This is a genomic window from Holtiella tumoricola (genome assembly GCF_027857615.1).
GTDB lineage: Bacteria > Bacillota > Clostridia > Lachnospirales > Cellulosilyticaceae > Holtiella > Holtiella tumoricola.
The window spans coordinates 1-1,301 of record NZ_JAQIFT010000034.1; the positions used below are offsets into that span (position 1 = coordinate 1).

The window sequence follows — 1,301 nt, forward strand, 5'->3', positions numbered from 1 at the left end:
ATTTGATTTAATTTTTTAACTGCCATATAATTTACTTACCAACTCTGCCAAGTTGGAATATAAAAAGAAAGGTGGTGTACTATTTATGAGCCGTCTCAGACACGATGTCCATTCAACAGGGTTTTATGTTTCACCTGAACAATTAGCTCATGATTTAGCAATTGTTAAACTAAATCATTTAAATTGCTGTAAAAATAATCATGACTATTACAACAAATATATAGATTTAGTTGATGAATTTACCTGTCTTATTCAGGATAAAATTAAATATGATTCAACTTGTCGTATACATCCATTAGATATTGATACTGAATTCGATTCCTCAGTTAGTAAAAACTAATAAATGTTTTTAATTCCTTTCATAAGGGCTTTTGACTCTATTTCATCTATTAACCCTTCTAAAAACTTAATAGTGTATAAAGCAGTCAATTGCCCCTTATCATCTTCTTGTAAGTGCTTGATCATAACTTGCATGATTTCATTCTTGCACATTCTCTCTTTCTTTCTGCTCTCTAAAGCTTTTTCTCTTAATTGTTCATCTGTCATACTCTATTCTCCTTTCTAAGCTAACCTCATTTGATTATTTAAATTGCTAATCTCTGTCACTAAGACAGTTGGTGCGTCCTATTCGATAAACTTAACAGGTCTTTTACTTGATACTTTTACTTGATTTACTGTAACCATCTGTGAATGATAATTTTGTCCATAAGTTTCAACTCGCCATTGGTCAACAGCACTCTTTTTAAATCTCTTTGAGCCATCATGTTTAATGTGAGGAATGATATGTAAGTTTTTATTGACCCATGATTCACTTTGTCCAAGGTGTTCTGCAATCTCTTTAGTTGTTACCCAAGGCTCACAAATTTCTTGCTTAGCCTGTTGTAATGCTTCTTTAATAGCATCTATTACAACTTGCTTAATGCTGTCTAAGAATTGATTAAAAAAGTCCACATCTACGCTCCTTTCTAAGCTACGCCATATTTAACAGCTAATTCTTTAACTACTGCTATGTAAATTTCTTTAAGACGCTTATCTTCTGCAATAACATCAATTTGACATACTTTATCAACCTTAGTTTTAGAAGCACCCTCACGTCTTAATCTATCCTGTTTATTAATAACACGTTGCTTTAGGTTAGCACCTGCTCTTTGTTGAACTAAGGAATATACTTCTTCACGCACTTGCTGATAAGTTTCCCTTGTACCACCTCGTTCTTTAGCAACCTTATTGATAATGTTGTTACAATCTTTTCGCCAACTATCATGGTCTAGTAGCATAGCATCTTTAACTATTTCCATCTG

General features: G+C 32.6%; 4 protein-coding genes. 1 reads left to right on the top strand and 3 read right to left on the bottom strand.

The annotated features are described in order from the left end of the window. Positions 1–85 precede the first annotated feature (85 nt). The gene (locus PBV87_RS08025; RefSeq protein WP_271011811.1) at positions 86–340 is read left to right on the top strand and encodes a hypothetical protein; all 255 of its coding nucleotides are present in this window, start codon (positions 86–88) and stop codon (positions 338–340) included. Here the strand turns inward: PBV87_RS08025 and PBV87_RS08030 are convergent. The 3 genes from PBV87_RS08030 to PBV87_RS08040 all read right to left on the bottom strand — a co-directional run. Then, positions 337–546, bottom strand: a complete 210-nt coding sequence (locus tag PBV87_RS08030; RefSeq protein ID WP_271011812.1) for a hypothetical protein — start codon at positions 544–546, stop codon at positions 337–339. The genes PBV87_RS08025 and PBV87_RS08030 overlap by 4 nt on opposite strands. A 78-nt stretch (positions 547–624) precedes the next feature. Beyond that, a complete protein-coding gene (locus PBV87_RS08035; protein WP_271011813.1) occupies positions 625–951 on the bottom strand; it encodes a helix-turn-helix domain-containing protein in 327 nt (108 codons plus the stop codon). A gap of 14 nt (positions 952–965) precedes the next feature. After that, positions 966–1,301, bottom strand: a 336-nt coding sequence (locus PBV87_RS08040) for a hypothetical protein (RefSeq protein WP_465221120.1), incomplete at its 5' end; no start/stop codon positions are given.